The organism is Bradyrhizobium sp. USDA 4472 (genome assembly GCF_054058595.1).
In genome coordinates this window covers 3,426,052-3,450,954 of record NZ_JBSSAM010000001.1, presented here as the reverse complement: position 1 = coordinate 3,450,954, position 24,903 = coordinate 3,426,052, and the positions used below count along the sequence as shown (strand labels likewise).

At 65.0% G+C, this 24,903-nt stretch carries 26 protein-coding genes, 1 pseudogene and 1 riboswitch; of the genes and pseudogenes, 11 read left to right on the top strand and 16 right to left on the bottom strand.

Going from position 1 to position 24,903, the window contains the following annotated elements:
• Positions 1-14 precede the first annotated feature (14 nt).
• Positions 15-659 carry a TIGR02594 family protein gene (locus ACVWZ4_RS15910; protein WP_456699853.1) on the bottom strand — a complete coding sequence of 215 codons (645 nt, stop codon included), beginning with the start codon at positions 657-659 and terminating at the stop codon, positions 15-17.
• A 218-nt stretch (positions 660-877) separates the two neighbouring features.
• Here ACVWZ4_RS15910 and ACVWZ4_RS15905 point away from each other — a divergent pair.
• Positions 878-1,237, top strand: a pseudogene (locus tag ACVWZ4_RS15905) (hypothetical protein); the annotation flags it as partial.
• A gap of 125 nt (positions 1,238-1,362) precedes the next feature.
• On the opposite strand, the gene metW reads toward ACVWZ4_RS15905, so the two are convergent.
• The gene (metW, locus tag ACVWZ4_RS15900) at positions 1,363-2,025 is read right to left on the bottom strand and encodes a methionine biosynthesis protein MetW (RefSeq protein WP_456699854.1); all 663 of its coding nucleotides are present in this window, start codon (positions 2,023-2,025) and stop codon (positions 1,363-1,365) included.
• A 15-nt stretch (positions 2,026-2,040) separates the two neighbouring features.
• Positions 2,041-3,243 carry a homoserine O-acetyltransferase MetX gene (metX, locus tag ACVWZ4_RS15895; RefSeq protein WP_456699855.1) on the bottom strand — a complete coding sequence of 401 codons (1,203 nt, stop codon included), beginning with the start codon at positions 3,241-3,243 and terminating at the stop codon, positions 2,041-2,043.
• Positions 3,244-3,336: 93 nt separating this feature from the next.
• A riboswitch (SAM riboswitch) is annotated at positions 3,337-3,416 on the bottom strand.
• 160 nt (positions 3,417-3,576) lie between these two features.
• Here metX and ACVWZ4_RS15890 point away from each other — a divergent pair.
• The 3 genes from ACVWZ4_RS15890 to ACVWZ4_RS15880 are packed head-to-tail and all read left to right on the top strand — an operon-like array spanning position 3,577 to position 6,495.
• Positions 3,577-4,425 (top strand): chorismate mutase, encoded by an 849-nt coding sequence (locus ACVWZ4_RS15890; RefSeq protein WP_456699856.1) that lies wholly within the window; start codon positions 3,577-3,579, stop codon positions 4,423-4,425.
• 37 nt (positions 4,426-4,462) lie between these two features.
• Positions 4,463-5,557, top strand: coding sequence for a histidinol-phosphate transaminase (gene hisC / locus ACVWZ4_RS15885; RefSeq protein ID WP_456737146.1), 1,095 nt, complete (start codon positions 4,463-4,465; stop codon positions 5,555-5,557).
• Positions 5,554-6,495 carry a prephenate/arogenate dehydrogenase family protein gene (locus ACVWZ4_RS15880; protein ID WP_456699858.1) on the top strand — a complete coding sequence of 314 codons (942 nt, stop codon included), beginning with the start codon at positions 5,554-5,556 and terminating at the stop codon, positions 6,493-6,495. Before hisC ends, ACVWZ4_RS15880 begins: the two co-directional genes overlap by 4 nt.
• A 78-nt stretch (positions 6,496-6,573) precedes the next feature.
• Here ACVWZ4_RS15880 and ACVWZ4_RS15875 read toward each other — a convergent pair whose 3' ends face one another.
• Positions 6,574-7,758 carry a DUF2125 domain-containing protein gene (locus ACVWZ4_RS15875; protein ID WP_456740708.1) on the bottom strand — a complete coding sequence of 395 codons (1,185 nt, stop codon included), beginning with the start codon at positions 7,756-7,758 and terminating at the stop codon, positions 6,574-6,576.
• Between the two features lie 111 nt (positions 7,759-7,869).
• Here ACVWZ4_RS15875 and ACVWZ4_RS15870 point away from each other — a divergent pair, with 111 nt between their 5' ends.
• Complete coding sequence (locus tag ACVWZ4_RS15870) at positions 7,870-8,481, top strand: gamma-glutamylcyclotransferase (RefSeq protein WP_456737144.1); 612 nt, start codon at positions 7,870-7,872, stop codon at positions 8,479-8,481.
• Here the strand turns inward: ACVWZ4_RS15870 and ACVWZ4_RS15865 are convergent.
• The 4 genes from ACVWZ4_RS15865 to ftsE form a co-directional block, all read right to left on the bottom strand.
• Positions 8,478-9,251 (bottom strand): lysophospholipid acyltransferase family protein, encoded by a 774-nt coding sequence (locus tag ACVWZ4_RS15865; protein WP_456699861.1) that lies wholly within the window; start codon positions 9,249-9,251, stop codon positions 8,478-8,480. The two genes, ACVWZ4_RS15870 and ACVWZ4_RS15865, sit on opposite strands and share 4 nt — an antisense overlap.
• Before the next feature lie 11 nt (positions 9,252-9,262).
• On the bottom strand, positions 9,263-9,967 hold the full coding sequence (locus tag ACVWZ4_RS15860; RefSeq protein WP_456699862.1) for a YdcF family protein: 705 nt from the start codon (positions 9,965-9,967) through the stop codon (positions 9,263-9,265).
• Positions 9,968-10,039: 72 nt separating this feature from the next.
• Entirely contained in the window at positions 10,040-11,008 is a 969-nt protein-coding gene (locus ACVWZ4_RS15855) for a cell division protein FtsX (RefSeq protein WP_456699863.1), read from the bottom strand.
• Entirely contained in the window at positions 11,001-11,660 is a 660-nt protein-coding gene (gene ftsE / locus ACVWZ4_RS15850; RefSeq protein WP_057746699.1) for a cell division ATP-binding protein FtsE, read from the bottom strand. Before ftsE ends, ACVWZ4_RS15855 begins: the two co-directional genes overlap by 8 nt.
• Positions 11,661-11,877: 217 nt before the next feature.
• Between ftsE and ACVWZ4_RS15845 the strand changes: the two genes are divergently transcribed.
• Positions 11,878-12,747 carry an MJ0042-type zinc finger domain-containing protein gene (locus ACVWZ4_RS15845; RefSeq protein WP_456699864.1) on the top strand — a complete coding sequence of 290 codons (870 nt, stop codon included), beginning with the start codon at positions 11,878-11,880 and terminating at the stop codon, positions 12,745-12,747.
• Between the two features lie 35 nt (positions 12,748-12,782).
• Entirely contained in the window at positions 12,783-13,157 is a 375-nt protein-coding gene (locus ACVWZ4_RS15840) for a response regulator (protein WP_456699865.1), read from the top strand.
• Positions 13,158-13,340: 183 nt separating this feature from the next.
• On the opposite strand, the gene ACVWZ4_RS15835 is transcribed toward ACVWZ4_RS15840, so the two are convergent.
• Positions 13,341-15,959, bottom strand: coding sequence for a TIGR02302 family protein (locus tag ACVWZ4_RS15835; protein ID WP_456790264.1), 2,619 nt, complete (start codon positions 15,957-15,959; stop codon positions 13,341-13,343).
• Between the two features lie 177 nt (positions 15,960-16,136).
• On the opposite strand from ACVWZ4_RS15835, the gene ACVWZ4_RS15830 reads away from it, so the two are divergent.
• The 3 genes from ACVWZ4_RS15830 (at position 16,137) to ACVWZ4_RS15820 (ending at position 17,919) form a co-directional block, all read left to right on the top strand.
• Positions 16,137-16,520 (top strand): carboxymuconolactone decarboxylase family protein, encoded by a 384-nt coding sequence (locus ACVWZ4_RS15830; RefSeq protein WP_456699867.1) that lies wholly within the window; start codon positions 16,137-16,139, stop codon positions 16,518-16,520.
• A gap of 139 nt (positions 16,521-16,659) precedes the next feature.
• Positions 16,660-17,577, top strand: coding sequence for an NAD(P)-dependent oxidoreductase (locus ACVWZ4_RS15825; protein ID WP_456740707.1), 918 nt, complete (start codon positions 16,660-16,662; stop codon positions 17,575-17,577).
• A 48-nt stretch (positions 17,578-17,625) separates the two neighbouring features.
• Positions 17,626-17,919 carry a hypothetical protein gene (locus tag ACVWZ4_RS15820; protein WP_456740706.1) on the top strand — a complete coding sequence of 98 codons (294 nt, stop codon included), beginning with the start codon at positions 17,626-17,628 and terminating at the stop codon, positions 17,917-17,919.
• 28 nt (positions 17,920-17,947) lie between these two features.
• Here the strand turns inward: ACVWZ4_RS15820 and lysA are convergent, their stop codons facing one another.
• The 3 genes from lysA to argH all read right to left on the bottom strand — a co-directional run bounded on the left by lysA (position 17,948) and on the right by argH (position 21,018).
• Positions 17,948-19,213: a diaminopimelate decarboxylase gene (lysA, locus tag ACVWZ4_RS15815; RefSeq protein ID WP_456699869.1), complete on the bottom strand. Its 1,266-nt coding sequence runs from the start codon at positions 19,211-19,213 to the stop codon at positions 17,948-17,950.
• Positions 19,214-19,236: 23 nt separating this feature from the next.
• A complete protein-coding gene (gene lptM, locus ACVWZ4_RS15810) occupies positions 19,237-19,527 on the bottom strand; it encodes an LPS translocon maturation chaperone LptM (RefSeq protein ID WP_456737139.1) in 291 nt (96 codons plus the stop codon).
• Between the two features lie 93 nt (positions 19,528-19,620).
• Positions 19,621-21,018, bottom strand: coding sequence for an argininosuccinate lyase (gene argH, locus ACVWZ4_RS15805; protein ID WP_456740705.1), 1,398 nt, complete (start codon positions 21,016-21,018; stop codon positions 19,621-19,623).
• 97 nt (positions 21,019-21,115) lie between these two features.
• Here argH and tlpA point away from each other — a divergent pair, with 97 nt between their 5' ends.
• Positions 21,116-21,781, top strand: coding sequence for a thiol:disulfide interchange protein TlpA (gene tlpA / locus ACVWZ4_RS15800; protein WP_456699872.1), 666 nt, complete (start codon positions 21,116-21,118; stop codon positions 21,779-21,781).
• On the opposite strand, the gene ACVWZ4_RS15795 is transcribed toward tlpA, so the two are convergent.
• From ACVWZ4_RS15795 to ACVWZ4_RS15780, 4 genes are all read right to left on the bottom strand, one after another.
• Positions 21,778-21,972, bottom strand: coding sequence for a hypothetical protein (locus ACVWZ4_RS15795; RefSeq protein ID WP_092230929.1), 195 nt, complete (start codon positions 21,970-21,972; stop codon positions 21,778-21,780). The two genes, tlpA and ACVWZ4_RS15795, sit on opposite strands and share 4 nt — an antisense overlap.
• A 79-nt stretch (positions 21,973-22,051) precedes the next feature.
• Positions 22,052-22,933, bottom strand: a complete 882-nt coding sequence (locus ACVWZ4_RS15790) for a 3-hydroxybutyryl-CoA dehydrogenase (protein WP_456699873.1) — start codon at positions 22,931-22,933, stop codon at positions 22,052-22,054.
• 209 nt (positions 22,934-23,142) lie between these two features.
• On the bottom strand, positions 23,143-24,087 hold the full coding sequence (locus ACVWZ4_RS15785; RefSeq protein ID WP_456740704.1) for an electron transfer flavoprotein subunit alpha/FixB family protein: 945 nt from the start codon (positions 24,085-24,087) through the stop codon (positions 23,143-23,145).
• On the bottom strand, positions 24,087-24,836 hold the full coding sequence (locus ACVWZ4_RS15780; RefSeq protein WP_456699874.1) for an electron transfer flavoprotein subunit beta/FixA family protein: 750 nt from the start codon (positions 24,834-24,836) through the stop codon (positions 24,087-24,089). The genes ACVWZ4_RS15785 and ACVWZ4_RS15780 overlap by 1 nt, the downstream gene beginning before the upstream one ends.
• Between the last annotated feature and the right edge of the window lie 67 nt (positions 24,837-24,903).

Here is a 24,903-nt window from a genome sequence, read left to right as displayed (position 1 = left end):
TACGCACCGTCACCTCAATTCGGCATCACATACGCATAGATGCGGCCGCGCGAGATCGGGGCCTCGCGGACGCGATTGCCGTTGTTGCCGGAGATCATGATCGGATTGCCGTGCGCGTCGATGCCGGTAATGATGCCGACATGCCCGCCGCGGCGGCCGCGCGACATCACCGCGATGGCCCCGACCTGCGGGCCGGAGACGCGCGTGCCGTAATGCGCGAACGAGCTCGCCATGTCGGACCCGGTGCCCTGATGGCCGGTCTTCTGAAGCACCATGTTCATGAAACGCGCGCACCACAGACTGCCGCGCCCAGTCGGATTGCCGCCGAGATAACGGCGCGCCTCGGACACGAGCCCCGATCCACCGCCGAAGCCGCCGCTCGCGACCGCGCCGCCGCCATTGGCGCTCGGATCATAGCTGGCCTGCGTGTTGGCGAATCCACTCCCCTGCAACTGCGCCGCGCTGCGCTCGAAGCGCGAGCTGCCTGCATGGTGGCGATAATGATGATGCCTGGCGTGATGCACGTAGGCGTGCCGCTCCGCGCTGTGACGATGATGGGGCCGCGCTGAGGCCGGAGAAACGAACGCGGCACAAGCCGCGAAGATGAACGCCAGCGCGACAACACAACGCGACAGGCGAGACGCAAACAACTCAACCATACTTCATCCTCGTTGACACCCCCACTTCCCAAGTCGGCCCGTGCGGTGGCCGACATCGACAGAGGCCGTTAAGCCGCCCGATGTGGCGAGAAAAAGACACCATGGCCCGTGAATAGCTGCGATGATTTTGCGGCAATGTTGGTGTGAAGCCGCCTCATTGCCGACATCTGCATTAACCGCAATTCTCAAGTCGCGGCTTGAAGAGAGGGAAACAGTTAATGCCCCACGCCACGATCAGGGACGGCGTCCGCCTCCCGTTCGAGGAAGCGGGTCAGGCAACGCCGATACTTTTTCTGCACGAGTTCAAGCAGTGCCGCGCCAATGCCGATCAATTCGAGACGCTGGGCTCGGCGGGAGTCGCAAAGGTCACGCGCGAGGCGCCGAGCCGGATCCCTTGCTGGTGAAGGGCCCGCGCGGTTTTCAGGGCTCGCGGCCGTCGATCTTTGCGATGACTGATGCGATCAGGGGCGCTGCGACGCCCGCGCTGGTCATCTGCGGCGACGAGGATGACCCTTGCATCGGGCGCGAGACTGTTTCGAAAAGCATCTACCGGCCTCGCGATGTTTCCGAAGTCGGGACTCCGTCCGTTGCGAGCGCAGCGAAGCCATCCGGAATCCTTCCGCGGACACTCTGGATTGCTTGGTCCCAAGAGCTCCTCGCAGTGACGACGGATCGAGCTGAGTTCCTTGGGGCAAGGCGATCTTTACTTCCCCTGCCCGCGCGTGAGCAGAAACACGCCCTGCTCGCCGAACAGATTCCACACCCACCATGGCAGCCGAAGCCGCAGCGGGCGGCCGTAGAGGTCGAGCGCCTCGGCGCGCTCCATCTTGACGTGGATCTCGTCGCAGAGTTCGACGAAATCCTTGATCGTGCAGAAATGGATGTTGGAGGTGTCGTACCAGCTCGCCGGCAGGTTCTCCGTGCGCGGCATGTGGCCGCCGATCAAGAGCTGCAGGCGCATGCGCCAGAAGCCGAAATTGGGGAACGACACGATGGCGCGGCGGCCGATGCGCAGGAGGTTCTCCAGCACGACCTTGGGCTGCCGCGTCGCCTGCAGCGTCTGCGACAGGATCACGTAGTCGAAGGCATCGTCGGGATAGTTGACGAGGTCGGTATCGGCATCGCCCTGCACCACCGCGAGGCCCTTGGCCACGCAGCGGTTGACGCCCTCGCGCGACAGTTCGATGCCGCGGCCGTCGATGCCGCGGGTCTCCAAGAGCTGCAGCAGATCGCCGTCACCGCAGCCAACGTCGAGCACTTTCGAGCCGGGCTTGACCATTTCGGCGACCAGCAGATGGTCGGCGCGAAATGGACCGGGCTGTTCGGACGCGAGGCCATTGAGCGGCAGCAGTTCCTGTACAGACATCGCCAGCCGTCCTCGTCAGTCGTTCTTGCCGGTCAACCCGCGCGCCTTGCCCGCCGATTGCAGGAAGGCACGCGAGATGTCGAAGAATTCGGGCACGTCGAGCAGGAACGCGTCGTGGCCGCGGTCGGTCTCGATCTCGGCGAATGACACCCGCGCGCTCGAGGCGTTCAGCGCGTGCACCAGCGCGCGCGATTCCGACGTCGGGAACAGCCAGTCGCTGGTGAAGGAGACCACGCAGAAGCGCGTCTCGATCCCGGCGAACGCTTTCGCCAGCACGCCGCCATGGTCGCCGGCGATATCGAAATAGTCCATCGCGCGGGTCAGATACAGATAGGAGTTGGCGTCGAAGCGTTCGACAAAGGACGAGCCCTGGTAGCGCAGATAGGACTCGACCTGGAAGTCGGCGTCGAACGAGAAGGTCGGCAGCTCGCGGTCCTGCATGCGGCGGCCGAACTTGCGATGCAGCGCGGCGTCCGAGAGATAGGTGATGTGCGCCGCCATGCGCGCGACCGCAAGGCCGCGATGCGGATGGATGCCCTGATCGGCGTAGGCGCCGTTGTGCCAGTCGGGATCGGCCATCACGGCCTGGCGGCCGAGCTCGTGGAAGGCGATGTTCTGCGCGGAGTGCCGCGTCGAGCAGGCAATCGCCAGCGCGGAGTAGACGCGCGCAGGGTACGCCGCGGTCCATTGCAGCACCTGCATGCCGCCCATCGAGCCGCCGACCACGGCAAACAGCGTATCGATGCCGAGCCGGTCGATCAGCATCGCCTGCGCGCGCACCATGTCTGGGATGGTGATGACGGGGAAATCGAGGCCCCAGACCTTGCCGGTCGCGGGATTGATCGAGGCTGGACCCGTAGAGCCCATGCAGCCGCCGATCACGTTGGAGCAGATGATGAAGTACCTGGCAGGATCGAGGGGCCGACCGGGACCGACCAGCGTCTCCCACCAGCCGGATTTGCCGGTGACGGGATGCACATTGGCGACGTGCTGGTCGCCAGTCAGCGCATGGCAGATCAGAACCGCGTTGGAGCGATCGGCGTTGAGCTCGCCATAGGTCTTGTAGGCGATCTGGAACGGGGTGAGATCGACGCCGCAATCCAGCCGCAGCGGCTGGTCCGCGCCGAACAGCGCGACTTCCGAACTCGGATGATCGACCTCATGCGACCGGTCGTCGGCACTGATCGCGGGACTGGGTACGGACTTGACGCCAACCATCTCTGACCATCGACCTCGTTTGCGATCGGACTTCAGATCGCGACTGACATCAGGCCATGAAAAACCCGGCCTGAACGATAGGTTCGGCCGGGATCGAAAGCGTCCCCGGCCTGTTTAGCGAGTTTTTTAACGTGGCTGCAAGCCGGCCGGCTCAAATGACCACGGAACAGGCAAAAACCTACCGGCTTGGGCCCATTTCGTCAAGTCGCGCTCCGGATGAACCAAAATCGTCTCTCACTGGGCAGCTCTGCAGGACGTCATTTCTCTTTGCTTTCGCCGCCCTGACTGCCTAATCAGGACATTGCCCGCAGCTTCCCAACAGTCCTGTCAGACATGTCCCAACGCCCGCCCGCGCCACCATCGCTCCAGGAATTGCGCAAGGAGATCGACGCGATCGACGAGGGCATGCACCGCCTGCTGATGCAGCGCGGCGACATCATCGACCGGCTGATCCAGGTGAAGCAGACCCAGGAGGTCGGCTCCGCGTTCCGCCCGGCGCGCGAGGCCTCGATGATGCGCGAGATCGTGCAGCGCCATCGCGGCATCCTGCCGCTCGACACGGTCGAAAGCATCTGGCGCGTCATCATCTCGACCTTCACCTATGTCCAGGCGCCGTTCTCCGTGCATGCCGACATCTCGGTGAGCGAGCCCGCGATGCGCGATTCCGTGCGCTTCCATTTCGGCTTCACCGTTCCTTACGTCGCACATTTCAGTGCACAGGCAGCGGTGGAGGCGGTGGCGAAATCCAAGGGTGATCTGGCGCTGGTCTCGGCGACCTCGAGCCGCACGCCGTGGTGGCTGGAGCTAGAAGCCGACGGCGCGCCGAAGATCATCGCGCGCATGCCCTTCGTCGAGCGCGCCGACCATCCGGCCGCGCTGCCCGTGTTCGCGGTGTCCCGCGTTGCCGACAGTGCCGTGGTGACGGAGGTCGAAACGTTCAGCGTGCGTGTCTCGGGGTGGAACGCCGAGGTCGCGCGGGCGCTGTCGCCGCTCGCCGAGATCGTGGCGGTGCCCGATACCGCCTTCGACGGCGCGGCGCTGCTGGTCTCAGTCGCGGGCGCCGCCAGCATCGACAAGATCAGGGCGGCCCTGATCGCAGCGGGGGCCTCCGTGCGCTCCACGGCCCTCGTCGGCAGCCACGCAACGCGCTATACGGTGCCCCCGACCGGGTCGAAATCGTAGATCGAGAACCGCCTCAAGACCATTTTCGGAGTTGAAGATGTCCCGCCCCGTGCCGAATCCCGGCATTCTCGATATTGCGCCCTACACGCCCGGCAAGAGCCCGGTCGCCGAGCCGGGCCGCAAGGTGTTCAAGCTCTCGGCCAACGAGACGCCGTTCGGACCCTCGCCCAGGGCGATCGAGGCCTTCAAGCATGTCGCGGAGCATCTGGAAGACTACCCCGAGGGAACCTCGCGCGTGCTGCGCGAGGCAATCGGCCGCTCGTTCGGGCTCGACCCGAACCGCATCATCTGCGGCGCCGGCTCGGACGAAATCCTCAACCTGCTCGCCCACACCTATCTCAGCCACGGCGACGAGGCGATCTCGACCACGCACGGCTTTCTGGTCTACCCGATCGCAACCATGGCGGTCGGCGCCAAGAACGTGGTCGCGGCCGAGAAGAACCTGACCTGCGACGTCGACGCCATTCTCAACGCAGTGACGCCGCGCACGAAGCTGGTCTGGCTCGCCAATCCAAACAACCCGACCGGCACCTATGTGCCGTTCGACGAGGTCAAGCGCCTGCGCGCCGGCCTGCCCTCGCACGTGCTGCTGGTGCTCGATGCCGCCTATGCCGACTATGTCTCGCGCAACGATTACGAGATGGGAATCGAGCTCGTCGCCACCACGGAGAATACCGTGGTGACGCACACCTTCTCAAAGATCCACGGTCTTGCGGCACTGCGCGTCGGCTGGATGTTCGGCCCCGAACACATCGTCGACGCGGTCAACCGCATCCGCGGACCCTTCAACGTGTCCACGCCGGCGATGTATGCCGCGGTCGCGGCGATCGAGGACACCGCCCACCAGGCGATGTCGAAGCAGTTCACCGAGACCTGGCGCAACTGGCTCACCGAGGAGATCGGCAAGCTCGGGCTGAAGGTGACGCCGGGCGTCGCCAATTTCGTGCTGATCCACTTTCCGCAGGAGGGCAAGACGGCGGACGCCGCCGACGCCTTCCTCACCAAGCGCGGCCTGGTGCTGCGGGCGTTGAAGAACTACGGCCTGCAGCATGCGCTGCGCATGACCATCGGCACCGAGGAGGCCAACCGCCTCGTCGTCGACGCCTTGCGCGACTTCATGGCCGGCAAATGAGTGTGGATCCGCACTTCCAGCGCATCGCGCTGATCGGCTTCGGCCTGATCGGCGGCTCAATCGCACGCGCTGCGAAGCGCCAGGGTCTGGCCGGCGAGATCGTCACCACCGCGCGCTCGGAGAAGACGCGTGCGCGGGTGCTGGAGCTCGGCATCGTCGACCGGGTCGTGGCGACAAATGCGGAAGCGGTGAAGGACGCCGATCTCGTCATCCTCTGCATCCCCGTCGGCGCCTGCGGGCCGGTGGCGCAGGAGATTGCGGCGCATCTCAAGCCCGGCGCTGTGATCTCGGATGTCGGCTCGGTCAAGGGCGCCATCGTCAGGGACATGGCGCCGCATTTGCCGGAGACCGTTCATTTCGTGCCGGCACATCCGGTCGCAGGCACCGAGCATTCGGGGCCGGATTCCGGCTTCGCCGAGCTCTTCATCAACCGCTGGTGCATCCTCACGCCGCCTGAAGGCACCGACGCCGAGGCCACCGCGCACCTACGCGCTTTCTGGGCGGCTATGGGCGCCAGAGTCGAGGTGATGACGCCGGATCACCATGATCTCGTGCTCGCAATCACCAGCCATCTGCCGCATCTGATCGCCTACACCATCGTCGGCACCGCCGACGAGCTGGCGCAGGTGACGGAATCGGAGGTCATCAAGTTCTCCGCCGGCGGCTTCCGCGACTTCACCCGCATCGCAGCCTCCGATCCGACGATGTGGCGCGACGTCTTCCTCGCCAACAAGGACGCCGTGCTGGAGATGCTCGGCACCTTCACCGAGGATCTCGCCAAGCTCACCCGCGCGATCCGCCGTGGCGACGGCGAGGCGCTGTTCGACCATTTCACCCGCACCCGCGCCATCCGTCGCGGAATCGTCGAGATCGGCCAGGATTCGGCCGCAGCCGACTTCGGCCGCCAGCACGGGCAGCTCGACAAGAAGCCGGGCTAACCAATCCTTGATCCGTGCGATGCGACGGCGTCCGGCCGGCGCTTCATCATCATGGCGCGAAGGCGCCGTGAGCGCGGATCAATACAGCGGGGGAATCTGGCCGACCTTGATGGGGCCGAGCATCACGGCGCCATCGGCGAATTTGAGCGGAAAGGTACGGGCCTTCTTGCCCTCGAGCGTGCTCTCGGCGCCAATCGAATTGATGCCGGCGGCAACACCGGCATTGGCGTTCTGCTTGATGACCTTGCCGAGGCCGGGAACGGCGCGGTCGAGTGCGCCGAAGAGATTGTTGAGATCCTGCGACTTGACGCCGGGCGCGACGCGATCGAGCGTCGCCTGCGGCACGCCGTCTTCCAGCATCTTCTCGATGCCGAGCGCCGGGATGATGCGCTCGAGGCCGGTCACGGTCATCTGCAATTCGCCGTCCAATCGGCCATTGGCCGAGAGGCCCAGCGTGCCGGCTGCGACCGCGATCATCTCGCCCTGCTGGATCCGCGACTGCACGATCTCGATATGGCCGCCGGCGGCCTGGATCTCCCGGAAGCGCTGCGGCCAGGGCTTCGGTGTGAGATCGGAAAGCCCGGTGATCTTCGCGCGCGTGTCGGCCTCGAACGGCTCGGCGAGCAACGGATGGACGCCCTGAATACTGCCCTGCGAAATCTGGAGCACGGTCTCGATGACAGGATGATCTGCCGACGATCCGTCCGCGAGACGTCCATGCAGCTCGATTTCCTTGGCGCGCGCAAGGGGTACCTGCACGGCGCCGTCGACCCTGACGATGCTGGGATCGTCGAACACGATCGAGGCGCGCTCCGGGATGGCCGGCAGGCCGATCACGCTGCAGCGGCCCTTGCTCCAGTTCACCACGAAGGTGTTTTGCGTGACGCCGTCGACCAGCTTTGCGGGCGCCGAGAACTCGGCGATGACGTGCTTGGGATCGTAGACCTGTCCCACGACCAGAATGTTGTCGAGCTTGGCCGTGAAGGGGGTCTTGCTCGCATTCTGCGAGACCAAGGCGACGCTGGCGCCGGAGCACTGAATCTCGAAGCGGAACGGGAATCCCGCGATCGAGCGCCTGGCGCAATCATAGATGCGCCCGGCCTTGGCCTCCTGCGCGCGCCAGGCATCGACCGCCACCCCGGCCTGCGAGGCCGCATAGAACCAGAAGCCGCTCCAGGCGGCTGCAAGGATCAGGAGGAGGACGGGAGCAATGAAAAGCCCCCAACGGGAGCGCCGGCGTACGGCAATGGTCATATCGGACATGCGGCGACCCTTTGGTCCCAGATTTTGTCAAAATGTAAGCGAGGCAGGCCCGGGACAAAAGGCGGAGAATTCGCTTCGCTTGGGCAACCACTTCTGGTAGCGGTGCCCGAAATGTCGGAAATCACCCTCCCCTCCGTCACATCAGCCAAGGGCGACCTCTGGGTGTTCGGCTACGGCTCCCTGATGTGGCGGCCGGGCTTCGAATTCGAGGAGCGCGTCCCGGCGCGGCTGGTCGGCGAGCATCGTGCGCTCTGCGTCTATTCCTTCGTGCATCGCGGCACACCGGAACAGCCCGGCCTGGTGCTGGGGCTCGACCGCGGCGGCGCCTGCCGCGGCATCGCTTTCCGCGTCGCTGAAAAGAACCGCGCCGACGTCGTCGCTTACTTGCGCGCGCGCGAGCAGGTGACGTCGGTCTATCGCGAGGTGATGCGCTCGGTGTGGCTGGAGAATGAAGCGCGCGAGCGCGTCTCGGCGCTCGCCTACGTCGTCGACCGCGGCCATGTCCAATATGCCGGGCGGCTGTCGCTCGCCGACCAGCATCGCCATGTGCTGCAAGGCCACGGCCAGTCCGGCGCCAACCGCGATTACGTGACCGCGACCGTGAAGGCGATCGAGGCCGAGGGCTTTCGCGACACGCAATTGCATCAGCTCGCGATGATGCTGCATGGTGACGCGCATACTTCGCACGCGCCGGCGCCCGACGAAAACAGAGACAGTCGCTAGCTGCCCGACGGAGCATAACTCGGCGCGCTGCCGATCAACTGCTCCTGCTCCTTGCGGCCGGCCTCGACGAGGCGAGCGGTCGCATCTTCGATCGCGGTCTGCACGCGCGTGAGAAATTGGTCCTTGGGCAGGCTCGGCGGCAGCGGATCGAGAAACTCCACCACCAACGTGCCGGGATAGCGCATGAAGGTTCGGCGCGGCCAGAACAGGCCGGAATTGAGCGCGATCGGCAGACACGACACGCCACAGGACGAATAGATCTGCGCAAAGCCGGTTTTGTAATCCGGCGGCGCCCCCGGCGCGCGACGGGTGCCTTCGGGAAAGATGACGAGCTGACCGCCTGCGCGCACGGCCTCGCGCGCGCGCCGCGTCATGTCCAGCAGAGCCTTCACGCCGGCATTGCGATCGATCGCGATCATCCCGGTCTTGACCAGGAACTGACCGAACACCGGAATCTGCATGAGCTGGCGCTTGAGGATGAAGATCGGCCGGTGAAAGAAGCCCGGCAGCACGAAGGTTTCCCAGAACGACTGGTGCTTCGCCACGATCACCAGCGGTCCCTGCGGAATCTTCTCGACCCCGCGGAATTCGACCTTGATGTTGCAGACCACGCGCATCAGCACCAGTGTGGCCTTTGCCCACCACTCGGCCACCGTCAGCATGGCACGCGGCGGCAAGGCGAAGGTTGGCAGCGCCACGATCGCGAGGCATACCAGCACCGCGTAGAACAGCACGTTGAACAGGAGCGAACGGAGGAAAATCAGGAACATCGAAAATCCGATCAATTGGCCTGCGCCGTTGCAGGCCGCCTGGATTGCAGACCCGCAGGCTGCTCCGACATCTCGGGCGAAAGGTCAATCCCGAAATCCTCCAGCCGAACCCTGAGCTCGGCGGCGATGTACTTGACGTATTCCAACAGCAAGAGCCGCAGCGTCGAGCCCGAGGTCCACCACGGCTCCTCGCGCCATTTGTCACCCACCACCGCGAACGGGACCAGCACCGTTTCCGGCATCGCATGCGAGAATTCCACCAGCGCGCGCGGCATGTGGTAGTTCGAGGTGACCACGATCAACGATTTGAAGCCTCGTCCCTCGGCCCAGCGCCGCGCCTCTGCCGCGTTGCCGCGGGTCGTGAGCGCGGTGCGGTCGAGATCGACGCAGCAGGCCATGAAGGATTGGTTCTCCGGCAGCGTCCGGGAGATGTCATTGGCGGTTGAGGTCGGGTGCACGCCCGAGATCAGGAGCCTCTTGCCGTAGCCGGCCGCCAGCAGCTCCATCGCGTCCGGCACCCGCGAAGAGCCGCCGGTCAGCACCACAATTCCGTCGGCCTTGCGATCAGGGGCGATCTCGGCGCCGCGCAGTTGCGACAGGAACGCGACGAATCCCGCCGCAGCGGCGACAAAGGCGAACGCGATCGTCGATACGACCGTCGCGCGCAGCCAGCCGCGCGGCAGTTTCGGCGATCGATCGTCGGTCGGCGAGGTCATTATGATGTCGGTAGTCCCTTCCCGAATGATTTTAGGACGTTTTGAGGCGAAGTGGAGTCCGGTTTATCGGGCTCAATCAACGTCATTCAATGTTGCGAACAGCGTCTGGCGCGAGGCGACCGCGGTGATCGCACCGATCAGGACGGCCTGCACTGCGAGCACGACATAGCCTGATGGCCGCAGCGAGAAGGTGCCGAGCAGGGCTGCGAACTGGTCGCCGACCGGGGTGCCGGAGAACCAGCCGGCGATCGACTCCGAGAAGCCGAACAGCAACATGGCGACGCCGCCCCCGATGACGCCCCCTTCGAGACCGAGACGGAGGAAGTGCCGCAGGAAGTGATTGGCGATGTAGCGGTCGCCCGCGCCGACGAAATGCAGGACCTCGACGATCGGCCGGTTGGCCGCCATCGCGCCGCGGGTCGCGAACGAGACCGAGATGATGGTCGCGACGATGACGAGCGCGAGGATGCCGATTCCGGCGAGCACGGTGGCATTGGTCATCGAACGCATCCGCTCGATCCAGGCGCGGTGATCGTCGACGCTGGCGTTCGGCGCGACCTGCGTCACGCGCGCGCGCAAGCCGCCGAGATCGAGCACCGTTCCGGGCTGCACGCGCGCGATGATCATGCGCGGCACCGGCAGATCGTCCATCGACAGCCCGGTGCCGAGCCAGGGCTCGAGCAGCTTGCCGCTCTCCTCCTTGGTGAACGGCTTGACGTCGACGATACCGGGCTGCGCGCGTACCACCTCGCTGACCGCAGCCGTGTCGCGCTCGATGTCGCGCCCGGATTGCGGACGGACCTGGATGGTGATCTCGCTCGCGACATCCGACTGCCATTCCGCTGCCGACGCGCTGACCAGCAGCACCGCGCCCGTCGTCATCGAGGCGAGGAAGGTCATGATGGCGACGACGGCAACCAGCGCGCGGCCGTGGATCGAGGCGCGCGGCACGATCGGCGACATGTTGCGGGCCCTGGCCGGAAGCTGCGGACGCTCCTGCCCGAGATCGACCAATACGCCGCGCTCGTCGGTCCTACTCATAGACGTGCAGCCGTCCCTGATGCAGCACGAAGCGGCGCGCTTCGTACTGGTCCATCAACGCAATGTCGTGGGTTGCGATGATCACGGCCGTGCCCGACTTGTTGAGCTCGATGAAGAGCCGCAGCAAGCGTCGCCCGAGCGTCGGGTCGACGCTGCCGGTCGGCTCGTCCGCGAGCAGCAGCTGCGGCCGGGAGATCACCGCGCGCGCGATCGCCGCGCGCTGCTTCTCGCCCCCCGACAGGATCGGCGGCAGCGCATCCATGCGGTCCCCGAGCCCGACCCAGCGCAGGAGATCGATGACTTCCTTGCGGTAGCTGGATTCGCTGCGGCCCATGACGCGGAACGGCAGTGCCACATTCTCGTAGGTCGTCATGTGGTCGAGCAGGCGGAAATCCTGGAGCACGATGCCGATGCGCTTGCGCAAATCGGCGATCTCGTCCTTGCCAAGGGTGGAGATGTCGTGACCGAACAGGTTGACGAGGCCCCGCGTCGGCCGGTGCGACAGGAACAACAGGCGCAGCAACGACGTCTTGCCGGCGCCGGACGGTCCGGTGAGGAACTGGAAGGAATGCGCCGGAATCTGGAAACTGAGGTCGCGCAGGATCTCCGGCCCCAGACCGTAGCGTAATCCGACATTTTCGAACCGAACCAAGCTCAGCTCCGTTCGAGAGGGGACGTAAGCCGCATCGCGGGCGAGGTATCGCCGCATGCGAGCAAGGGGTTGTGCGACCGTTATGGTTTCCGGTTCGTTAACGGTCGCCGTGTAGCATCCCCGGCTGCATCCTTAGAAGTCCCTTCTCGGGAGAACCCTGCCTCAGGAGAATCTTGGCGCCAGGTTCCCCGCGACAAGGTCATCGTCGAGGCCGTCCATGCATATCGTCTGCCCCCATTGTACGACTTCCTACGCCATCAAGCTTGCTAGCCTTGGCGCCAATGGGCGGACGGTCCGCTGCTCGCGCTGCAAGGAAACCTGGATGGCGCATCCCGCAGATGCCATCGAGGAGGCGACCGTACCGGCCATGGCCGCGGCCAGCCGGACCGACGACCAATCCGACCTCGCCGCCCAGTGGAACTCCTACGCCTCGGACGCGACCGCCGAGACGCCGGTGGTCGAAAGCCCCTCGATCGCCAGCGACTGGCCGACCGAGGATGCCGCTGAGGACGAATGGTCAGCAGCAGCCCGGCGGGCCGAGGAGGAAGTCGCCGGGGTACAGCACCAATCCTGGTTCCGAGGGCTGTTCCGCCGCCGCGGCGCGAAGGTGAGCCGGCCGAAGCCGGCCGTGGCCCCACGCAAATCCTACTACGGCCTGCCGACCACCTGCGCCGCCATGGGCGCGCTGGTGCTGGCGCTGGTGATCTGGCGCGGCGACATGGTGCGCTTGCTGCCGCAGACGGCGGCCTTCTACAAATTGGTCGGGCTCGAGGTGAACCTGCGCGGCCTCGCCTTCAAGGACGTCAAGCTCTCGACCGAGACCGTGGATGGTAAGCAGGTGCTGGTGATCGAGGGCGTGATCGTTGGCCAGGGCAAGAAGCCGCTCGATATCCCGCGCTTGCGTTTTGCCGTGCGCGATGCGCAGGGCGCTGAGATCTACGCCTGGAATTCGGTGCTGGAGCAGACCGTGCTGCAACCCGGCGAACGCGCCTTCTTCCGCTCGCGTCTGGCCTCGCCACCGCCGGAAGGCCGCAATATCGACGTTCGCTTCTTCAACCGGCGCGACATTGCCGGCGGCAGCATATAATCCGGCCTTGTAGAGTCCGCACGGGAGGCTGTCCCATGCCCAAGATATTGATCGCCGATGACGAGGATTCGATGCGCCAATTGGTGGCGCGCGCGATTGCCATGGACGGCCACCAGACCGTCACCGCACAGGACGGCGCCGAGGCGCTGGAAATTTTGACCCGCGAGGACGGCGCGTTCGACCTGTTGCTCACCGACATCCAGATGCCCGTCATGGATGGCATCGCGCTGGCCCTCTCCGCCGCGCGCGAATTTCCTCAGCTCACCATTTTGCTGATGACCGGCTTTGCCGACCAGCGCGAGCGCGCCTCGAACCTCAATGCGCTGGTGCATGATGTCGTGACCAAGCCGTTCTCGGTCGCGGATATCCGCACGGCGGTCGCGGACGCGCTCGCGGCGAAGAAGGGGTAGCGGCGGCTCCATATTCCGCTGTCATGCCCCGGCTTGACCGGGGCATCCAGAACGCCGCGGCCTCTCGGTCTAGACACAATTGTCTCTGGAAAACTGGATCGCCCGATCAAGTCGGGCGATGACGGCGAGATTGGAGTGGGGGGCTGCACAAGCCGGTCAGGATTTGCGCAACGAGTCCAGCCCTCAAAAATCCTTCAGCAGCCGCTCGATGTAGTCGAGCTCGATCTGCGGGCGCGAGGGGTCGCCGAGGCGGCGACGCAGCTCTTCGAGAATGCGGCGGACGCGCTGCACGTCGATCTCGCCGGGAATCTTGACCGTGTAATCGTCACCGAGATCGCCGCGGCGAAGCGGACGGCCGAGCGGATCGGTCTGATTCCCGCCACTCTGCTGGCGGCCGGCGCGATTGCCGGGACCATCTCCCTGGCCGTCGCCGTCGCCCTGCTGCATCGCCTCAGCCATCTTCTGCGCACCCTTGCGCATCGCATCCAGCGCCTTGCCCTGGGAATCCACCGCACCGTCGGCATTGCCTTCGCCGAGCTTCGAGCCGGCGTCACCCATGGCGCTGTCGGCGGAGTCGAGCCCGCCGTCATCATCACCCTGGTCGGCGTCCTGATCGCCGTCCTGGCCCTGGTCGCCTTGCTGACCCTGCTGCTGGCCCTTCTGTCCTTGCTGGCCTTTCTGACCCCTTTGCGAGAGGCCGCGCTTGGCCATTTCGTCCTGGAGCTTCTTGAGGCGGTCGCGCAGCGCCTGCTGGTCCTGCTGCAGGTCCGACATCGACTGGTCGCCCTGCTGCTTGCCGCGCATGCGGTCGCGGCGCGAATCCTGGCCCTGCTTGTAGGTCCTGTCCCGCAATTGCTGCTGCTTGCGGATCATGTCGCCGAGCTCGTTCAGCGCCTGCTCCATATCGCTCTCGCCGGACTGTCCCGGCTGCGCCATCTGGAGGCCCTCCAGCATCTGCTGGAGCTGGTCGAGCAGCTGCTTGGCCGCATCCTTGTCGCCGGAGCGCGACAGGCGCTCCATGCGATCGATCATGTTCTGGAGGTCCTGCTGGCGCAGGATCTTCGTGTTCGGATCGAGCGGTCGCGCGAGATTTTGCGCGTCCTTGTTGTTGCGGAACTGTTCGGCGAGCTGGCGCATGAAATTGTCCAGCGCCGCCCGCAGATCCTGCGTGAGCTTCTTGATCTCCTCGTCGCTGGCGCCGCGCTCCAGCGCCTGCTTGAGCGCGTCCTGCGCCGCGCGCAACGCCTTCTCGACGTCGGAGATGTTGCCGTCCTCGATCGTCACCGCGAGCGCCCACAGGCTCGCCACCACCTCGCGCAGCGCGTCGTCGGTGCGCGCCGCCTCGAGCTGGCGCGTGACACTGTAGAGGCCGAGATATTGTCCCGTCTCCTGCGTGAACAGTTCGGGCGCGATCATCAGCGCGTCGAGCGCGGTGTAGACGTCGGAATTCCTGTTGGCGTCGAGCGCGAGGATACGACGCTGCTCGATCAGCGCGCGCGCCAAGGGTTTGGTGAACAGACGCTCCGGCAAGCGCATGTTGAAGGGTTCGCTTCGAGCCTCGTTGCCGGCCTCGTCCTTGGCGGTGAGCGTCAACGTGACGTCGGCGCCGGCATAGGGATCCTCGCTAAGATCCTTCACCGTCTGGCCGACGCCGTTACGGGTGCGCGCGTTCGGCAGCACGAGCGGGAATTGCGGCGGCTGGAACAGCGGTCGCGCCGCGGTCTTGTTATCGGCCTTGCCATCACCGCCCTTGGCGGCATCATTGGTGCGCGCCGCAACCTGCGCCTCGGCGCCGGTGACGCCGTAATCATCCTCGATCTTGTAGACGAGTTGGAGCGCGCCGCGCGCCTGACGCTCCGGATCCTTGGCGAGCGCGATGGTCGGCGGACGGTCCGGCGTCGCTGCGAAGGCCCATTGCGGCTGGCCCGAGGGCGCGCGGACATGCGCGGTGCCGTCGCCGGCGATGGTGAAATGCTTTTCGTTGGTGCCCTTCGGTGCGGCCTCGGTCGGCGCGACTTCCTTCAGGCCGCCGGAGGTGACGACATCCAGGCTGCCGCCGGACGATCGCACGATCAGGGTCGAACCCGCGGGAACGGCGAGCGGGCCGGAGACCGGCAGCGCCGCCGCCTCCTTGTTGGCGGCCGACAGGATGACCGGCGGCTTTGCGGTGTAGAGCGGCGGCGTCACCCAGGCGTCGACGCGGACAGTCGGCGTCAGTACGCCGTTCCAGTCGAAGGCCGCGCCCAGCCGCATCGCGCGCTCGTCGCCGGCGGCAAAGAAGGTCGCGACCAGCATCACCGTGACCAGCGCGCGCAGGGCCCAGGGGTCGTGGATGGCGAGGCGCGGGTGAGGCAGACCGGCCCGGATGCGCTTGAGCGAGGCCAGCGTGCGCTCGCGCTGAGCCCGCCAGAGCGCCTGCGCGACCGGGTCTTGCGAGGTCAGTGTGTCCGTGAGTGTCGTGGCGGGGCGGTGGCGGATGCCCGAACCGCGATCGAGCCGTGCGAGCGCCTCTTCGCGGCTTGGCCAGCGAAAACGAACCAGCGGGAACAGCGCGGCGACTGCAAGGCCCGCGAAGATGACGAGGCCGATGGCGCGCGCGACGGAGGGCAACGCCAGCCAGAGGCCCGCCCAGGACACCACCAGAAACAGGCCGATAACGGTGAGGACGCGCGCCAGACCGGGCCAGGCACGCTCCCAGGCGATAGCGTAGGTGGACCGCTCGAGGGCCTGCGCCAGCTTCAAGCGCGACACAGCATCGCCATCACGGATCGGGTCCGACGGGTCTGGGGGGGCGCCGTTCAATCAACTCTCCAGGTTGCCCGGTAGAGAAGCGTACCACAACGGCAGCACTGAGGCATCCGTTCCTGTACGGGAGAGCCCCCTTTTCCCGCATAACACGGGGACGTGACTGGCCCGGCGCAACCCCGTAACTTTCCGCGGCATCCCCTCGGGGAATGCAAGCGAAGAAGAGGAAACGTCATGGACAAGAAGATGCACGACAAGGGCCTTGAGGTCCGCAAGGCGGTGCTGGGCGAGGCCTATGTCAACAACGCCCTGAAGAACGTCGACGATTTCAACCGTCCGTTCCAGGAGATGCTCAACGAATATTGCTGGGGCACGGTGTGGGGCCGCGAGGAGTTGCCGCGCAAGACCCGCAGCATGCTCAACATCGCGATGATCGCGATCCTCAACCGACAGCACGAATTCCGCGCGCATCTGAAGGGCGCGCTCACCAACGGCGTCACCCGCGACGAGATCCGCGAGATCCTGATGCAGGTCGCGATCTATGGCGGCATGCCGGCCGCGGTCGACAGTTTCCGGATGGCGCGCGAGGTGTTCGCCGAGATCGATGCGAAGGCGTGAACGAAGCTGACGGCTCTCAACTTTATTGCTCCGTCATTGCGAGCGGAGCGAAGCAATCCGGAACTCCCTCCGCGGAAATAGCTTGGATTGCTTCGTCGCTTCAGCGCAAAATTGCTACGGCGTGGAAGGAATCAACACCATGGACATCGGATTCATCGGCCTCGGCAACATGGGTTTTCCGATGGCGCGGCGGCTGATCGAGGCCGGCCACACGCTCGTCGTGTTCGACACCCGCAAGGAGGTCGTCGACAAGCTGGTCGCACGCGGCGCGACCGCTGCGATGTCGCCGAAGGACGTCGCCGACAAGGTCGAGACCGTGATGGCGAGCCTGCCGTCGCTCAAGGCTTCGCTCGAGGTCGCCACCGGCGCGAACGGCGTGATCGAGGGCGGCCGGGTAAAACGCTTCATTGATCTGTCGACGGTCGGCTCGCAGATGGCGGCGAAAATTCACGACCTGCTCGCACAACGCAACATCGTGCAGATCGACTGCCCGGTGTCCGGGGGCGTCGGCGGCGCCGAGAAGGGCACGCTCGCGGTGATGGTGTCGGGGCCGAAGGGCGACTTCGAGCTGCTCAAGCCTGTTCTTGACGTGATCGGAAAAGTGTTCTTCATCGGCGAGAAGCCGGGCGCGGCGCAGACCATGAAGCTCGCCAACAATTTCCTCTCGGCCACCGCCATCGTGGCGACATCGGAAGCCGTGGTGATGGGCGTGAAAGCCGGGCTCGATCCGGCCGTGATGATCGACGTCATCAATGCGGGCTCGGGCATGAACACCGCGAGCCGCGACAAGTTTCCGCGCTCGGTGCTGCCGCGCAGCTTCGACTTCGGCTTCGCCACCGGATTGATGGTGAAGGACGTCCGGCTCGCGCTGGAGGAGATGAAGCAGCTCGGCCTGTCGATGGAGGTTGCCGACGCCGTCGGACGGCTGTGGGAAGCGGTGATAGCTGCGGAAGGCGCTGAGTCCGATTTCACCGCGGCGATCAAGCCGATCGAGAAGAAGGCTGGCGTCGTGGTTGGCGGAAAGGCCAATCAAGACGGCAACCTATTTACATTTTAGATTGCATGTATATCATAAACTACTTCAGGTGGTGGTGATTGAACAGTCATGAACGGGCAAGCGCGAAGAAAACGAGGTTCAGTTGCGCTCGCAATGGCAATGGGCATCGCGCTCGTCGTGCTCGGGACTGTGATCTGCCTTCAACACCTCACAGGTAACGAATTCAAGATCAAGGACTACGCCGTACCAGTAAACGTTGGCACGTGTTTCTTTTTTGGCTTCGTTTTGCTTTGGTGGGCCGTCTCAGGAGGCAATAATCAGTGGGGCATTGGATTCGAAACAATCACAATGGCTGTTACTGTCGTACTTGCGGTCATCGCAATGCTTGCGCTCACTGCTTAGATCGCGCGCCTGAGACTCATCGAACCACTCACAGCCACGGCGCCGGGGTGTCCATGGCGATGAGCTGCTCGACCTCGATGCGAGGGCGCACGACGGCATACTGGTCGCCCTTCACCAGCACTTCCGGCACCAGCGGCCGGGTGTTGTAAGTGCCGGCCTGCACCGCGCCATAGGCGCCTGATGTCATGATGGCGACGAGATCGCCCGGCTTCGGCGTCGGCAAGGTGCGATCAAGCGCGAGATAGTCGCCGGTCTCGCAGACCGGGCCAACGACATCGGCGGTGATGGTCGCCGCCCCCTTCGCCGGCTGCATCACCGGCAGAATGTCGTGATGCGCCTCGTACAGCGTCGGCCGAATGAGGTCGTTCATGGCAGCATCGATGACGACGAAGTTCTTGCCGTCGCCGTGCTTCACATAGATCACCTTGGCGACGAGGATGCCGGCATTGCCGACGATCATGCGGCCCGGCTCGAACATCAGGGTGCAGCCTAGATTGTGGCTGACGCGCTTGACCATCGCGGCGTAGGCATCGGGCGCCGGCGGTGCCTCGCGATCCATGTAATAGGGAATGCCGAGCCCGCCGCCGAAATCGACGTGGCTGATGTTGTGGCCATCGGCGCGCAGTGTCTGCACGAATTCGGAGAGGATGCGGAACGCGATCTCCATCTTCGAAAGGTCAGTGATCTGGCTGCCGATGTGAACGTCGGCGCCTGTTACCTCGATGCCGGGAAGCCTTGCGGCGCGCGCATAGACCTCGCGCGCGTGCACGATCGGAATGCCGAACTTGTTCTCGGATCTGCCGGTGGAGATCTTGGCGTGGGTGCCTGCATCGACATCAGGATTGACGCGGATGGAGATGCGCGCGGTCTTGCCCATGTCGGTCGCAAGCCGCGACAGCAGCTCCAGCTCGGGCTCGGATTCGACATTGAGACAGAGGATGTCGGCGGCCAGCGCCGCGCGCAGCTCGGTCTCGGTCTTGCCCACGCCGGAGAACACGATCTTGCTGGCGGGGATGCCGGCCGCCAGTGCGCGCTTCAGTTCGCCGCCCGAAACCACGTCAGCGCCGGCGCCCAGCCTGGCCAGCGTGCGCAGCACCGACTGGTTGGAGTTCGCCTTCATGGCGTAGCAGACCAGGACCTTCTCGCCGGCAAAGGCATCGGCGAAGACGCGGTAATGGCGCTCCAGCGTCGCGGTCGAATAGCAATAGAACGGCGTCCCGACGGCCGCGGCCAGCTCGGACAGGTTGATCGCCTCGGCGTGCAGCACGCCGTTGCGGTAGTCGAAATGGTTCATCACGTCAGCTCGATTGGCCCAGCCTACCGGCCGGGCGTTTCGTCCAGGAGCGGGTCAAGGATAAACGTTTTCTTCCTGCCCTTGGCCGCCGCCGGGGGTGCCTCCGAACCATAGGTCGGATTGAACACGCTCGGCGTCTTCTGGGCTTCGGTCTCGGTATCACCAGGCGCGGAGATATTGGCCGTGGACGCGTTGGAGGCGGTCGGCGGAAGGTCGAGCGGGCCCCGGCGGCCACAACCGGCGAGCGCAAGCGCGCTCAGGCTCAAGACGATGATGGCCCACCCCGAGCCGGCCGGGCGAAACTTTGACGTCACGACGAAATCCCCACTACGCGGCCGCACCATACAGAGGTTGGCCCGGTCTGGCGAGTGCAGGAAGGCCACGGAAGGTCGGTCAAATTTCGGCCCTCAGCCCAATTTTCGCTCTTTTTCCAGCCGCTTGGCCCAGGCTTTGGCCTGTGACGCCACGTTCTTCGGCGCGGTGCCGCCGAAGCTGGTGCGGCTCTTCACCGACGATTCGACCGAGAGCACGCCGAGCACGTCCCTGGTGATTTTGGGCTCGATCGCCTGCATCTCCTTCAGGGGCAGCTCGTGCAGCGCCACACCACCCTCGGCAGCCTTGGCGACGATGCGGCCGGTGACGTGATGGGCCTCGCGGAACGGCATCTTCAGCGTCCGCACCAGCCAGTCGGCAAGATCGGTCGCGGTGGCGTAACCCTCGCCGGCAGCAAGCCTCATCCTGGCTTCGTCAGGCACGAGGTCGCGGACCATGCCGGTCATGGCGCGGATCGCGAGCGACAGCGCGGCAAAGCCCTCCATCGCCCCCTGCTTGTCCTCCTGCATGTCTTTTTGATAGGCGAGCGGCAGGCCCTTCATCACGATCAGGAGACCGTTGAGCGCGCCGATGACGCGACCGGTCTTGGCACGCACGAGCTCGGCCGCGTCAGGATTGCGCTTCTGCGGCATGATCGAGGAGCCGGTGGTGAACTTGTCGCTGAGGCGGATCATGCCGACCAGCGGCGAGGTCCAGATCACGATCTCCTCGGCAAAACGCGACATATGCACGGCGCAGATCGAGGCGGCCGAGAGCGTCTCCAGCACGAAGTCGCGATCGGACACCGCGTCCAGCGAATTCGCCATCGGTCGATCGAAGGCGAGCGCCTTCGCGGTGGCGTGGCGATCGATCGGGAACGAGGTGCCGGCGAGCGCGGCTGCGCCCAGCGGCGATTCATTGAGCCGCTTGCGCGCGTCCTGGAAACGGCCGCGGTCGCGCGCGGCCATCTCGACATAGGCGAGCAGGTGGTGGCCAAAGGTCACGGGCTGCGCGGTCTGGAGATGGGTGAAGCCAGGCATCACGGTGCCGGCGTGTTCAAGCGCACGATCCACCAGCGCCTGCTGGAACGCGGCGAGCGCGGCGTCGGTCTCGTCGACGATATCGCGGACATAGAGACGGAAATCGGTCGCGACCTGATCGTTGCGCGAGCGTGCGGTGTGCAGGCGGCCGGCGGCGGGACCGATCAGCTCCGACAGGCGGCTCTCGACATTCATATGGATGTCCTCGAGCGCGCGCTTGAATTCGAAGCCGCCCTTGCCGATCTCTGACAAAATCGTGTCTAGACCCTTGCCGATAATTTTCGCATCAGAGGCCGTGATGATGCCCTGGCTGGCCAGCATCGCGGCGTGGGCCTTGGACGCGGCAATGTCCTGGGCAAAGAGGTGACGATCGACGTCGATGGAGACGTTGATCTCTTCCATGATCTCATCGGGACGTTCCGAGAACCGGCCGCCCCACATCTTGTTGCTCATGATCCCCTGCTCACGCCTTTGCCGCATGTTTGCTGGCGCAAGCCAGCCGTATTAAGAGGCCCCTGATAGCCATATCTGCGACCGGATGACAAACGATATGCTCGACCCCAAGCCCTCCGCCACGCGCCGGATCCCCATCGTGATCGCCACCGTGCTGGTTGGCGGCCTGGCCGGCTTTGCGGCGCTGTACGGACTGGGCCGGAGCCGGGCCCCGTCAGGCGATCCGGCCTGCAAGGCCGCTGTCGCCACGGCTCAGAAGATCGCTCCGCTCGCCCAAGGCGAGGTGGCGGCGCTAACCATGGCGAGCGCGCCCCTCAAGCTGCCGGATCTGACCTTCGAGGATGCCGACGGCAAGCCGAGGAAGCTGTCGGATTTCCGCGGCAAGACGCTGCTGGTGAACCTCTGGGCCACCTGGTGCGTGCCCTGTCGCAAGGAAATGCCGGCGCTGAACCAGCTCCAGACCAAGCTTTCAGGCCCTGACTTCGAGGTGGTGGCGATCAACATCGACACCCGCGACCCGGAGAAGCCCAAAAACTTCCTGAAGGACGCCAACCTGACCCGTCTCGGCTATTTCACGGATCAGAAAGCCAAGGTTTTTCAGGATCTTAAATCAATAGGTCGAGCCCTGGGCATGCCGACCTCGGTGCTGGTCGATCCGCAGGGCTGCGAGATCGCGACGATCGCGGGGCCGGCGGAATGGGCGAGCGACGACGCGCTCAAGCTGCTGCGGGCCGCGCTGGGACCGGCGGCTGCGTCCTTTTAAGCAGAGATATTGAGGTTGCCGCCGACGCCAGGGCCGACATTGGCCAGCGAAGGCTGACCGGCGCCCATCAGCGTCAGGACGGCGGACTTCTCCGCATCCGCGTTCTGCTTCATCAGCGTCGCCGCGATGTTCGACTGCAGCGCGCCTTGCTGAGAGGCCAGCATGGTGCTGACCATCGCCATCGTGTCCATTACGCAACCCTCGTACCGGCGACAGCCTAGGCGGAGCGGGTTAACGCGCCATGAATTGTCACGGGGCGTATTGGCGGCCTTACCGCGTCGGAACCGGCTTGGCGCCGCGATAGTCGTAGAAGCCGCGCTGGGTCTTGCGCCCGAGCCAGCCGGCCTCGACGTATTTCACCAGCAGCGGGCACGGCCGGTACTTGGAGTCGGCCAGCCCCTCATGCAGGACCTGCATGATCGACAGACACGTATCGAGACCGATGAAATCGGCGAGTTCCAGCGGGCCCATCGGATGGTGCGCGCCGAGCTTCATCGCCGCGTCGATGGCCTCGACGTTGCCGACGCCTTCATACAGCGTGTAGATCGCCTCGTTGATCATCGGCAGCAGAATGCGGTTGACGATGAAGGCCGGGAAATCCTCGGAGACCGCGACCTGCTTGCCGAGCTTGGCGACGAATTCCTTGGACGCCTCGAAGGTCGAATCATCGGTGGCGATGCCGCGGATCAGCTCGACCAGCTCCATCAGCGGCACCGGATTCATGAAGTGAATGCCGATGAAGCGCTCCGGCCGGTCGGTGGCGGCGGCAAGGCGGGTGATCGAGATCGATGACGTGTCGGAGGCGACGATCGCCTCCGGCTTCAAGATCGCGCAGAGGTCGTGGAATATCTTGCGCTTGACCTCTTCCTTCTCGACCGCGGTCTCGATCACGAGATCGCAGTCGGCGAGGTCGTCGAGCTTCTCGGCGAGCTTGATGCGCCCGATCGCCTTGGACTTGTCCTCCTCGGTGACCCCCTTCTTGGAGACCTGGCGGGCCAGATTGCCATTGATGGTCGCCATGCCTGACTTGAGACGATCGGCCGAGATGTCGTTGAGCACCACGTCGAAACCGGCCAGGGCCGCGACATGCGCGATGCCATTGCCCATCTGCCCCGCGCCGATCACGCCGACCTTCTTGATTACTGCCGCCATAATGTCATCCACCGGAACGGCGCGCATATCGCGCCCTGCCTATCCCCTGAGCCGGGAGGTCTGATTTCATCAGAAACCCGATTAGATCAGAATCCTGGCTCGAAACCTAGATTGGATCGCTTCGAAGGCGTGCCCCACGCCAAAGAAAAGGGGTGAGAAATGCAACACCGGCCGGAGTTTATGCCTCCGGCCGGTGTTTTTAACGCGTTTTACTTACCGAGCTTGCCGAGTTCGGCCGCCAGTTCCGGAACTGCCTGGTAGAGGTCGGCGACCAGGCCGTAATCGGCGACCTGGAAGATGGGCGCGTCCTCGTCCTTGTTGATCGCGACGATCACCTTGGAATCCTTCATGCCGGCCAGATGCTGGATCGCGCCGGAAATGCCCACCGCGACATAGAGCTCGGGGGCCACGACCTTGCCGGTCTGGCCGACCTGCCAGTCGTTCGGCGCATAGCCGGCGTCGACCGCCGCGCGCGAGGCACCGACACCGGCCCCTAGCTTGTCGGCGAGCGGCTCGATGTATTTTGCGAAGTTCTCGCGGCTCTGCATGGCGCGGCCACCGGAGACGATGATCTTGGCCGAGGTCAGCTCGGGACGGTCGCTCTTGGCGACCTCCTCGCCGACGAAGGTCGACAGGCCGGGATCGGCCGCCGCCGCGACGGCCTCGACCGGCGCGCTGCCGCCTTCGCCGGCTGCGGCGAAGGTGGAGGTGCGGACCGTGATGACCTTCTTGGCATCCTTCGACTTCACCGTCTGGATGGCGTTGCCGGCATAGATCGGACGCTCATAGGTGTCGGGGGCAACGACCTTGATGATCTCCGAGACCTGCATGACATCGAGCAGCGCGGCGACGCGCGGCATCACGTTCTTGAAGCGCGAGGTCGCGGGCGCGACGATCGCGTCATAGGACGGGGCCAGCGAGACGATCAGCGCGGCCAGCGGCTCGGCGAGATCGTGCGCGTAGGTCCCGCCGTCGGCGAGCAGCACCTTCTTGACGCCGGCGAGCTTGGCAGCGGCGTCCGCCGCGGCCTTTGCGTTCTCGCCGGCGACGAGCACCTCGACATCGGCGCCGAGCGCGGCGGCCGCGGTCAGGGCCTTGTTGGTTGCATCCTTGAGCGACGCGTTGTCGTGTTCGGCAATCAGCAGCGTCGTCATCAGAGCACCCCGGCTTCGTTCTTGAGTTTCGACACCAGCTCGGCGACGTCCTTGACCTTGACGCCCGCCTTGCGGCCCGCCGGTTCAGTCGTCTTGAGAACCTCGAGGCGCGCGGCGACATCGACGCCGTAATCGGCGACGGTCTTCTCCGCGATCGGCTTCTTCTTCGCCTTCATGATGTTGGGCAGCGACGCATAGCGCGGCTCGTTGAGACGAAGGTCGGTGGTGACGATCGCCGGTCCCTTCAACTTCACGGTCTGGAGACCGCCGTCGACTTCGCGGGTGACCTTGAAGTCGCTTCCGTCGACCTCGAGCTTCGAGGCAAACGTCGCCTGCGACCAGCCCAGCAGCGCGGCCAGCATCTGGCCGGTCTGATTGCTGTCGTCGTCGATCGCCTGCTTGCCGAGGATGATCAGCCCCGGCTGCTCTTCGTCCGCAACCTTCTTCAGGATCTTGGCAACCGCGAGCGGCTCGACGGTGCCTTCGGCCTTCACCAGGATGCCGCGATCGGCACCCATGGCGAGACCGGTGCGGATCGTCTCCGACGCCTGCGCGGGTCCGATGGAGACCACCACGACCTCGGTCGCCTTGCCGGCTTCCTTCAGGCGCAGCGCTTCCTCGACCGCGATTTCGTCGAAGGGGTTCATCGACATTTTCACGTTGGCGAGTTCGACGCCCGATCCATCGCCCTTGACGCGGACCTTGACGTTGTAATCGACCACCCGCTTTACCGGCACTAAGACCTTCATCGATCCTCTTTCACTCAACTTGGGAGGGGGTTATTCAACTGGCGCGGAACCTAAAGGCCTGATCCGG

Excerpts from the sequence above, each read along its gene's own strand:
- ACVWZ4_RS15880 (WP_456699858.1), top strand. The coding sequence starts at position 5,554 with ATGAGTGTGGATCCGCACTTCCAGCGCATCGCGCTGATCGGCTTCGGC.
- metW (WP_456699854.1), bottom strand. The coding sequence starts at position 2,025 with ATGTCTGTACAGGAACTGCTGCCGCTCAATGGCCTCGCGTCCGAACAG.
- ACVWZ4_RS15785 (WP_456740704.1), bottom strand. The coding sequence starts at position 24,087 with ATGACGACGCTGCTGATTGCCGAACACGACAACGCGTCGCTCAAGGAT.
- ACVWZ4_RS15865 (WP_456699861.1), bottom strand. The coding sequence starts at position 9,251 with ATGTTCCTGATTTTCCTCCGTTCGCTCCTGTTCAACGTGCTGTTCTAC.
- ACVWZ4_RS15845 (WP_456699864.1), top strand. The coding sequence starts at position 11,878 with ATGCATATCGTCTGCCCCCATTGTACGACTTCCTACGCCATCAAGCTT.
- ACVWZ4_RS15795 (WP_092230929.1), bottom strand. The coding sequence starts at position 21,972 with ATGGACACGATGGCGATGGTCAGCACCATGCTGGCCTCTCAGCAAGGC.
- ACVWZ4_RS15825 (WP_456740707.1), top strand. The coding sequence starts at position 16,660 with ATGGACATCGGATTCATCGGCCTCGGCAACATGGGTTTTCCGATGGCG.
- ACVWZ4_RS15830 (WP_456699867.1), top strand. The coding sequence starts at position 16,137 with ATGGACAAGAAGATGCACGACAAGGGCCTTGAGGTCCGCAAGGCGGTG.
- hisC (WP_456737146.1), top strand. The coding sequence starts at position 4,463 with ATGTCCCGCCCCGTGCCGAATCCCGGCATTCTCGATATTGCGCCCTAC.
- ACVWZ4_RS15790 (WP_456699873.1), bottom strand. The coding sequence starts at position 22,933 with ATGGCGGCAGTAATCAAGAAGGTCGGCGTGATCGGCGCGGGGCAGATG.
- tlpA (WP_456699872.1), top strand. The coding sequence starts at position 21,116 with ATGCTCGACCCCAAGCCCTCCGCCACGCGCCGGATCCCCATCGTGATC.
- ACVWZ4_RS15840 (WP_456699865.1), top strand. The coding sequence starts at position 12,783 with ATGCCCAAGATATTGATCGCCGATGACGAGGATTCGATGCGCCAATTG.
- ACVWZ4_RS15870 (WP_456737144.1), top strand. The coding sequence starts at position 7,870 with ATGTCGGAAATCACCCTCCCCTCCGTCACATCAGCCAAGGGCGACCTC.
- argH (WP_456740705.1), bottom strand. The coding sequence starts at position 21,018 with ATGAGCAACAAGATGTGGGGCGGCCGGTTCTCGGAACGTCCCGATGAG.
- ACVWZ4_RS15860 (WP_456699862.1), bottom strand. The coding sequence starts at position 9,967 with ATGACCTCGCCGACCGACGATCGATCGCCGAAACTGCCGCGCGGCTGG.
- ACVWZ4_RS15910 (WP_456699853.1), bottom strand. The coding sequence starts at position 659 with ATGGTTGAGTTGTTTGCGTCTCGCCTGTCGCGTTGTGTTGTCGCGCTG.
- metX (WP_456699855.1), bottom strand. The coding sequence starts at position 3,243 with ATGGTTGGCGTCAAGTCCGTACCCAGTCCCGCGATCAGTGCCGACGAC.
- ACVWZ4_RS15780 (WP_456699874.1), bottom strand. The coding sequence starts at position 24,836 with ATGAAGGTCTTAGTGCCGGTAAAGCGGGTGGTCGATTACAACGTCAAG.
- ACVWZ4_RS15875 (WP_456740708.1), bottom strand. The coding sequence starts at position 7,758 with ATGTCCGATATGACCATTGCCGTACGCCGGCGCTCCCGTTGGGGGCTT.
- ACVWZ4_RS15890 (WP_456699856.1), top strand. The coding sequence starts at position 3,577 with ATGTCCCAACGCCCGCCCGCGCCACCATCGCTCCAGGAATTGCGCAAG.
- ACVWZ4_RS15855 (WP_456699863.1), bottom strand. The coding sequence starts at position 11,008 with ATGAGTAGGACCGACGAGCGCGGCGTATTGGTCGATCTCGGGCAGGAG.
- lysA (WP_456699869.1), bottom strand. The coding sequence starts at position 19,213 with ATGAACCATTTCGACTACCGCAACGGCGTGCTGCACGCCGAGGCGATC.
- ACVWZ4_RS15820 (WP_456740706.1), top strand. The coding sequence starts at position 17,626 with ATGAACGGGCAAGCGCGAAGAAAACGAGGTTCAGTTGCGCTCGCAATG.